Below are 8,088 nucleotides of genomic sequence, written 5' to 3'. Positions count from 1 at the left end.
CCTGCATCAATATATATCTGCTTTAGCAGTAAAAATTTGTACGTAGAATCCATTGTTATATCATCCAATAATTCTTTAAACATACTCGCACTTTTATAAGCACTATTAAGTCTATTTAATTTATCATCTTTAATCTCTATCTCTAAATTATCATTTACTATTTCAACATCTACTGTTTGTTTAATATCTACAAACTCTGGTTTTACCTTTTCACCAACATAATAACCTTTTTTTCTAATAGATGGCATAACATCTCTTCTGATCCAAGTTCTAAACTCTACACCTTTTTTCATTCTTGAAGCAGCTAAAAATCCATATAATCCTTCTTCATAAAAAATAACTATTTTAGGTGAGTATTTTAAATGATCTATATATTCTGCAAAAACTTCTTTAAACTCTTTTAATATTTCACTACTTAAAACTTCATATTCTTGCCCTTTTTTAAAACCTTCTCTTTTTATCAATGATGTTATTGTTGTTGATTCATCTTTATATCCAATTATCCTCGCTATATCTATAGCAACCCAACAAGGTTTGTTTCTCCATACAAAGCTATAAATTTTTCTATCTTCAAAATCTCCAATTATTAAATCATTCATTTTCTTACTCCTTTTACTATAATTAATTTTCCCATAAAGGGTATAGACAAAACTTATAAAAGATATAGACACTATGTCTATATCCTCTGACAAAGCTTGATATAACTAGCCTTAGCCTGTGGATATCTTTCTGTTTTATCTATTTAAGTATTCTTTTTTTCTAAACTTATAGACACTGTGTCTATAAGTTCTAACTATTGTCTATAAGCTTACCGACATAGAATCGGTAACCTCTTAAACTTGTTGCTACTACTTGCTTTCAACCTGTGGATAACTTTTCAAATATTTATCCACAGGTTTTAAATTTAAACTACATTAATTCTTCATCTATAAACTTTGGTAGTTCTATACCTGCATCACTAAATATCTTTTTAAGATATAAAAATTTATAAATTGAATCTTTAGTTATATTATCTAAAATAGGTTTAAACATTTGTGCAGTTTCAAGTGCCATTCTATAACTTTCAAGTTTTTCACTGCTAAATCTAACATCACCAAAGCTAGAGCCAGTATTTTTTACTTTTACATCAGAAGTTTTTAAAATTTCTTCATCTAAGTTAATGCTCTCATCAGCTATGTAGTAACCTTTTTTCCTAAGTGTTGGCATTACTTCTCTTCTAACCCAACTTCTAAATTCCACTCCGATAGGCATTTCAGTATAATTTATAAATCCATATAAACCTTCCTCATAAAATATAACTACCTTAGAAGCAAATTTTGTATCTCCCAATTGCTCTGAAAAGACTTCTTTAAACTCTTTAAGTTCCTCACCATCTAAAAAGTCATACTCTACCCCAATTTCAAAGTTTTCTCTTCTGATACAGTTAAAAACTGTTTTTGATTTTTGAATATAATCAAAAATCCCCACAACATCAACAGCAACCCAACAAGGTCTATCATTCCAAACAAAGTTATAAATTTGTTTTCCTTTAAAACTTTTTGTAATTAAATCATTCATTTAAATTTCTCCTTTTCTTTAAATTTAAGGTGATTCCACTTTTTTTCAAGGTGATAGCTTCTCTGTCTATCACCTCCTAGAACCATTGATATATCTAGCCTGCATGCCTGTGGATAACTTCACTTATTGGAATCACCTCTAAAATAAGTGTTTTTTTCATCTGTTTTCCTCTTATAAAACTAAGGTTATTCCACTTTTACTCCAAGGTGATTGTTTTACAGACAATCACCTCCCGTAGCTATTGATACATCTATCTTTAAGCTGTGGATAACTTTTTTATTTGTTTTCCACAATGTTTAAATTAAAAATAAAAAAATCCCCTCACAATACCAAATATCTAAGGCATTCTAAGGGGATATATATTCTAATAAAATTATTAAAACAATATAAAATCTAAATCAATAAAACTTTTTTGTATAAAAATATTCAAATTGAACATAATATAGTAGAAAGTCTTTGATTTTAGGGTTCCTTAGATACTCTTGATATCTTCTGAATTTACAAGTGTTAGTTGCACTTATAAAATCATGGACTTTTTTTATTTGATATTAGTGTTTGCTATAATCTTTAAAATATACGTATTAATTAAAAGAAAAAAAAGAATCCTATCACGTGTTTTGTGATAGGATTCTTTTGCTACATAGTAGCTATAATTTCATTTTTTATAACATCACTTTTTCTATTTAACTTCACCATTAAATAAACATCCATATAAATTACTTTTTCCTCAAGAGTTTTTATATCGCTTGTATATTTGCTAAATATTCTTTCAAGCTCTTCTTTATTATCTATAGAAACTCTCTCAAGCTCCTTTGTCATATTAAAAAGTTTAGCCATTTTTATACTTACATTAATACTTGGATTTGCATCTATATACTCAACTCTATTTAAAATATTATGCATTTTATTTAAGAATAATCTTTGATTTGACCTATATTTTCTAAGTAGCATACTATCAAGCTCTACATTATTTATTATAATTTTATTCTCTATACTTTTAGCTAAAATTATATTATTTTTTATAGAATTAACATCACTCCTACTTGTATGAAGGTCAAAAAATTTCCTTAGCATATCAGAACAAACATCTTGATATCTATTTATAAGAAGCTTACTTTCTTTCTTTAAATTGTATGGGAAAATAATTTTATTTCCTATTAGTACTGCCACAATACCAATAGCTATGTATATAACTCTATCTGCTCCATATGAAAGTATATCTTGAACATTAATAGTTACAATACCAACAAATAATATAGTTAGCATAGCAATACTATACGCATATTTTTTAAAACTTATCATAAAGAAAACAGCAATGGCTATAATTATGATTCTTGGCTCTTTATCTTTAAAAATCATTGCTAAAGGCACATAAATTAACACCCCTGCAACAGTTCCAAAGAATCTTCCCTTAGCCCTTGCTTTAACAGTATCATTATAAATTTGTGATACTGACGTTATAGTAAATAATGACCACTTCGCAAGAGGATAGTCAAAAAATCTTAAAAAGAAATAGCATAAAGCTATTAAAGCTGCTGTTCTAAAAGCAAAAACAAACCTAACTGAATCTTTATTAAAATCAGCTATACTCTCTCGAATCGAATCTTTACTTTCTTTAAATAATACACTAAAACTAAAACTTCTTTTTTCATGTAATTCTTTATTTTTCAGCCTAACAAGTCTATAAGTCATTTTATCAACAATTGAAATAAGTTCTAATACTTCATAAGACTCAATTTCATAATCTTTATTTGAAAAATTATGATTTTTAGAAATTCTATCAAGCTCAGTTTTTAAATATTCTCTACTTGTTTCACCTTTTATAAATTCATTTAATTCTATTAATAAAGTATTTATATCACCTAATACATTACTATAATGTAGATTTTCAAGTTTAATCTTATCAGAAAAACCCTTTGAAATATGAGCTATACTCTCAAGCGCCGCAATTAAATCAAGTTCAATATTTTCTTTTTCTTTTAAATGAGTAGTATTATTTCTTTTCTCAAGAATTTCTCTACTCCACTGTGCAGTCAGATTTTTAAAATCTGAAAATTTTTCTTCAGAAAATTCACCTAAAGTAGCAAGTTCAACTTTAGTAATTAAATGCTCAATTATATTTATTAGTGTTTTATTTTTCTGCTTTTTTCTATTCATAACCTTAATAAATAATAACTGGAATACTACTGCAACAATTCCAACAACAACAAGACCTATAACTCTTAGTCCTAAATTTCTTCCTGTAACATTACTTGTTAAAAGTAGTGTATATCCAAAAAGAAATGGAAAATATATTGTCTTATTATAGGTATATACAATCATATACATCATTGTAAAAACTGCTATAAAGTTAATAAAGAATCCAATATATATATTAGCATTAATAAAATAAGGAGCTAGTCCCATTATCAGCATTAAAACTATTGTTTTAACTCCTGACCTAATAGGCGTCCTTGTAAAATCTTTATTTAATATAGCTATTAAAATAAATAAGCCACTCACACCAACCATTAAATTATTATGCCCTAAGTGTGTTACTGAAATAAAAATCATAATTGCCGATAGTAAAAATATAATTATAGTTCTAAGTAGTGATTCTTTAGTCACACCATTCACCCTTTCATCTTTTGTTTTCAGTTTAAAAAAGATGATTTTAGCATACACTAAGACCATCTTAATATATCTATACAACCTTTATATTTTACTATACTTCTAAATTAATTACCTATTTTTTTAGAGGTTTACATCTCCACCATTATAAACTGCTATTGCTATCATACAAGATTCAAAGTTTTTAAACTTTTTTTCAAAATATATAGATATTATAAAATCTATCCATACTTATATATAATTACCTACATCCCATTTACATAATTTAATGTTATAATAAATAAAAAAACTTAGGAGGAATCAACATGTTTGGAAATAACTCATACGAAAAAGATGTAGAAGTATTCACAAAAATATCATCTACAGAGGCAGAATCATTATTATCAAAAGAGGAACTTGCTGTAATTTATATAGGACGTGCAACTTGCCCTTACTGTCGTAAATTTGCTAAAAAATTAAGTGCATTAGCAAGTGATATAAGCTCAACTATTTATTATGTAAATAGCGAAGATTATAATGACGCAGGAATTGATTCATTAAGAGCTAAGTATAATGTAAGAACTGTACCAGGATTTATAGTTAGAAAAAATGGAGAAATAGAAGTTCGTTGTGACTCTTCACTTCCAGAAGATGAAATTTTAAATCTTGTAAAATAATTATTTAGATATAACTTAAATTTTAATATAAAAAAGTAGCGATAGATATTTATAAAAATATTTATCGCTACTTTTTTATTATTATTAAAATAAAACTTTATAAATCGTATATTTCATAAACCTCACTAATATTAATATTAATATTATGGTTAATTTTTTATACACTGGAAACAATACTATATATAATCCTAAATTTATGGAGGTACTATGAGAAAACCAAAACATATTGGAATAATCCCTGATGGTAATAGACGCTGGGCAGTGTCTCAGAATATGAATAAAGATAAAGGCTATGACCACGGGGTAAATCCAGGACTTGAAGCATTTAAACTTTGTGAAAAAGAAGGTATTCAGGAATTAACATTCTATGGATTTACTGTTGATAATACTAAACGCCCAGCAGAGCAAAAACTTGCTTTTACCAAAGCTTGTATAGATTCTGTTATGCTACTAACTAAAGAAAACTGTGAAATACTCGTTCTTGGAAATACTAAATCAACAGCATTTCCAAAAGAATTACTTCCATTCACAACAAGACAAAAGTTTGGAAATGGCGGAATAAAAGTAAACTTCCTAATACACTATTCTTGGGAATGGGATCTTAATTTATTAAAAGAAGCTGATAAATCTAAAAAAACTATAATGCCCTACCTACACTCAAAAGAAATATCAAGAATAGCTCTTATAATAAGATGGGGTGGAAAAAGAAGACTTAGTGGATTTTTACCTGTTCAATCTGTCTACTCTGATTTCTACGTAGTAGAAAATTTATGGCCAGATTTTAAGGTTCAAGATTTTTATGACTCATTAGATTGGTATGATAAACAAGATGTAACTCTTGGTGGCTAAACTATAAAACTCCGTTTAAGATACTAAATAATATCTTAAACGGAGTTTCTTTTTAATCAAAATAAAACTTATTTTGATTTTTCCCACTTAGCACTTCTCCCTTTGCCTACATTTTCTATTTTCTTTTCACCTTTTCAAAAACTCTATTTTAGATATTCTATTAACTTTTCCACAAGAATATCTACCGTAGTTCCTGGACTCATTTTTGAAGGATGTTTTTCTCCTAAACGTTCCTGCTCTTTTCTCAAACTTTTACTTCTCTTTAATGCTGAATTAATATTTTCATATGTTATATCAAATATATTACTTATATTTTTATTATATATCCCACCATTTATCTTTTGTTTTTTAAATATAGTATTTAACTCTTTAATATATTGTGCTCTAGAAATTTCTACTTTTAAATCTTTAAAATGTAATAATAGCCACAATTCAAAACTTTGGTTAGACCATGCTACATTAATATTATTTACTTTTGCTAATTCAATTGCATTATCAAAATCAGTATTATCATCTTTATCAAATACAATCCATATTTCACTAAAATTTTCTCTATTCTTTCTTTTTATAGCTTCATTTACTAATACACTTGTACTACGACCTTTTCCTTCTACTTTCATTGGATAATTCTCTTGAATTTCTCTTTTTCTATATTTTGTATTTATTATATTTTTAATATTTTCGAAATAATTAACTTCAGTTTCCGTTCCTTCAGTAATTATTAGACAAGTTCCAAGTTTTTCATCTCTATTCCCTAATTTACGCTCTCGCTCTCTTCCCCTCCCGCCTCTTTGTAATCTACTCATGTTCTAGCTCCCTATTAATTTCAAATTTATTTAATATAGGTATTGCTCCATATTTACCAGCTAAATAATCCTTACTATAACTTGCATCATTTCTAACCTTTTTATCTCCTATTTTATATTCTGCTAAAGAATATAAAGTAGCTACTGAATCTATATCTTTTTCAACAAACCATATCTGATCTCGTCTAAATACATCCTTACTCAAAGTAAAATCATCATGTGCTGTATAAATTAATTGTGCCCCTTTACTATTTGTTTCTTCACTATGAAACATACTCAGTATATACTTCATTAATAATGGATGTAATTTTGCATCCAACTCATCAATAAATATAGGTAGACCTTTTTCTATTGAATGTTTAAATAAATTATACATAGCAAACATTTTTTGTGTTCCACTTGATTCTTCAGTGAATGGCAATTTAACTAATTCTTTTTCACCTTTTACTTTGTGGCATGAATATATATTGTATCTAGCCTTCTCACTTTCTATACTCATTTTTTCAACATAAATATCCTCTATGCTAATATCAATTGCATTTAAAAACTTAACTACCTCTTTTTGGTACTCTCTATTTTCTATTCCAGATGATACACCCCTTGTTAAATAAGCTTCTATTTCACAATTCCCCATATTTACAAAAATTGTATTACTAAACCACTCCATAACATCTTTAACGTATGGAATTTTTGCATTTGAACATATTGATAAAAACAATGTATTATCCTCTACTATACTCTTTAAACCATTAGCCTCTTTCAACTTTTGTGAGCAATCAATCTGTTTTCCTTCACGCTCAAATAAAATATTATATTTTATATTCTTTTTAAATCTAAGATCTCTTTTATATAACCATTCTTCTAAGATTTTCTTATCATCCATTTTAAATCCATACTGATATTCATTATTCTTATATTTTATAAAAACTTCAAATTCTGAAGGTTTCTTTTTTGAATCTTTATCAAAAGCAAAACGTTTTAATGGGATATCTATATTACTAGTTGAATTCTTAAATGAATTACGTACAAAACTAGCCATAAAATGAAAAGCATCAAGTACTGTAGTTTTACCACTTGCATTAGCTCCATATATAGCAGCTATCTTTAATAATTTATCATCGCCAGTATCTATTAAATTATATTGATGCTCCTTTAATGATGTAGCCAACATATCTAAAGATACATAATCTTTAAAACCTTTATAATTTTCAAAATTAAATTTAATTAACATTTTACTCACCTCTTTACTATATATTATTATAAATCATCAAAAATGTGAATCTTTTTGAGATTTTTTCTCATAATTTAATTATTAGCAAATATATAAATTAATATTCCACATTTTAAGTAACATCTATAAAGTAAAAAATTTAACATAAAAATAAAAAGTCTAGGAATTTTAAGTTCCTAGACTCTTCTAAAATTTTTTTGAAAAATTACATCAATTCCTCATCAATAAACTTTGGAATTGCAATTCCTGCATCCACAAATATTTGTTTAATACACAAAAACTTATAAACATGATCTTTAGTGATTTTATCTAGTATAGGTTCAAGCATTTTAGCACTTTCAAAAGCTAATCTATATCGCTCCATTTTTTCTGTGCTAAA

Annotated in this window: 7 protein-coding genes; 2 read left to right on the top strand and 5 right to left on the bottom strand. The window is 26.7% G+C overall.

Annotation, left to right across the window (positions count from 1 at the left end; genetic code table 11):
- From Q0V15_RS10230 to Q0V15_RS10220, 3 genes are all read right to left on the bottom strand, one after another.
- A partial coding sequence (locus Q0V15_RS10230) for a BRO family protein (RefSeq protein WP_297438659.1) occupies positions 1–599 on the bottom strand: 599 nt, incomplete at its 3' end.
- A gap of 310 nt (positions 600–909) precedes the next feature.
- The gene (locus Q0V15_RS10225) at positions 910–1,557 is read right to left on the bottom strand and encodes a BRO family protein (RefSeq protein WP_297438657.1); all 648 of its coding nucleotides are present in this window, start codon (positions 1,555–1,557) and stop codon (positions 910–912) included.
- 636 nt (positions 1,558–2,193) lie between these two features.
- Complete coding sequence (locus Q0V15_RS10220; protein ID WP_297438655.1) at positions 2,194–4,164, bottom strand: FUSC family protein; 1,971 nt, start codon at positions 4,162–4,164, stop codon at positions 2,194–2,196.
- 308 nt (positions 4,165–4,472) lie between these two features.
- On the opposite strand from Q0V15_RS10220, the gene Q0V15_RS10215 reads away from it, so the two are divergent.
- On the top strand, positions 4,473–4,823 hold the full coding sequence (locus Q0V15_RS10215) for a thioredoxin domain-containing protein (RefSeq protein ID WP_297438653.1): 351 nt from the start codon (positions 4,473–4,475) through the stop codon (positions 4,821–4,823).
- Between the two features lie 207 nt (positions 4,824–5,030).
- Positions 5,031–5,672: an undecaprenyl diphosphate synthase family protein gene (locus Q0V15_RS10210; protein WP_297438651.1), complete on the top strand. Its 642-nt coding sequence runs from the start codon at positions 5,031–5,033 to the stop codon at positions 5,670–5,672.
- 143 nt (positions 5,673–5,815) lie between these two features.
- On the opposite strand, the gene Q0V15_RS10205 is transcribed toward Q0V15_RS10210, so the two are convergent.
- Both Q0V15_RS10205 and Q0V15_RS10200 read right to left on the bottom strand, forming a co-directional pair.
- Complete coding sequence (locus tag Q0V15_RS10205) at positions 5,816–6,478, bottom strand: RloB family protein (RefSeq protein ID WP_297438649.1); 663 nt, start codon at positions 6,476–6,478, stop codon at positions 5,816–5,818.
- Positions 6,471–7,709 carry an ATP/GTP-binding protein gene (locus Q0V15_RS10200; RefSeq protein ID WP_297438647.1) on the bottom strand — a complete coding sequence of 413 codons (1,239 nt, stop codon included), beginning with the start codon at positions 7,707–7,709 and terminating at the stop codon, positions 6,471–6,473. Before Q0V15_RS10200 ends, Q0V15_RS10205 begins: the two co-directional genes overlap by 8 nt.
- Positions 7,710–8,088: the final 379 nt, after the last annotated feature.

The sequence above is a fragment of the uncultured Clostridium sp. genome, assembly GCF_947036855.1.
Classification (GTDB): domain Bacteria; phylum Bacillota; class Clostridia; order Clostridiales; family Clostridiaceae; genus Sarcina.
This window is presented reverse-complemented; position numbering and strand designations above follow the sequence as displayed.